Raw genomic sequence first — 1,229 nt, 5'->3', positions numbered from 1 at the left:
CGCTTGCTCCTGACTCATTTTTTCTACCTGAGTCTGAAAAGAACGAATGTTGAACTGTTGTTCTAAGGAAAGTTCGATCGGTTGAGACATGGTGTTCCTCCTCGATGAAGACAGTGGTTGATAACAAGCGAGATGGGTGATCGGTATCACCTCTTTTCTTTAACTAATGTAACAAATACTTGACAAAGTGTCAATGTACCTGTAGAGAGGGTTTTGCTTTTTCCCTCCTGTTAGCTAGGATACCCCGCCGCCAAAAGGAAAGAAGCATATAATGATACATTTAGCAAGAGTTTTAATAAAATTTTGCTTACTGTGAACAAATACTTAAGTAGTTATACTTATTTTTCCCCAGGGCCGACCAGAGCGAGAGAAAATATTTGACAAATTGTGTAAAGATTCTGTAATAATCGAAGAGAGCGACATAAATCGGGTAAGTTGAATGATTAGCCCTGTTAACAGCTAAAAACGTAACCCCTAGATTCCGTTCCTCTCGTTGAAATCGTTAAGGATAGTCAAAATTGACGGACACAGCCGCTATCGTGCAGAAACTACAAGCTTATCGCTGGGAAACATCCTCCTTAGCTCTGTTTGCCTTAAAAAAATCAGCATACAGGCACGGAATGTCGCACAAGTTTTTACCTAAAATGTCGGATGAATGCCCCCGCTACATTTTTCGACAAGATACTCAGCTTTGCGGGGGATGAAATCCGACCAGAATATCAACCGCAGAGCATCGGTTTAATTCCACCATCTGTGGGTAAACTGTGTTATAATTAACTTAGCCAAGGGTCGAGGATTGTTAGATGCTAGTCGTAGAAGCAAAGCTAAAAAACGGAACACCAGAGCAATATCACCGGCTTGATGAAGCTATCAAAACTTCTCAGTTTGTGCGTAATTCTTGTGTTCGTTATTGGCGGTCCAATCAAGGGACAACCCGCAATGATCTCCAAAAACTTTGCGCGGTACTAGCTAATAATAAAGAGACACCATGGGTTAATAAATTAAACTCTCAAGCTCGTCAATCGGCTGCTGATAGAGCCTGGCAATCAATTAGTCGATCTTATCATAATTGTCATGCCAAGATACCAGGTAAAAAGGGTTTTCCTCGGTTCAAAAAGCATAGCCGTTCGGTTGAGTATAAACTAACGGGCTACAAACTATCTGATGAGCGACGTAAAATCAAGTTCACCGATGGTTTTAAAGCAGGAGAATTTGATTTATGGTGTAGT

General features: G+C 40.9%; 2 pseudogenes. One reads left to right on the top strand and one right to left on the bottom strand.

The window, feature by feature from the left end:
* Positions 1–90 (bottom strand): annotated as a pseudogene (locus PX484_RS16745) (NblA/ycf18 family protein); the annotation flags it as partial.
* 713 nt (positions 91–803) lie between these two features.
* Between PX484_RS16745 and PX484_RS16740 the strand changes: the two are divergent.
* Positions 804–1,229: pseudogene (locus tag PX484_RS16740) on the top strand (RNA-guided endonuclease TnpB family protein); the annotation flags it as partial.

The organism is Microcystis sp. M49636_WE2 (assembly GCF_030065375.1).
GTDB classification, from domain to species: Bacteria; Cyanobacteriota; Cyanobacteriia; order Cyanobacteriales; family Microcystaceae; genus Microcystis; species Microcystis aeruginosa_C.
This window is presented reverse-complemented; position numbering and strand designations above follow the sequence as displayed.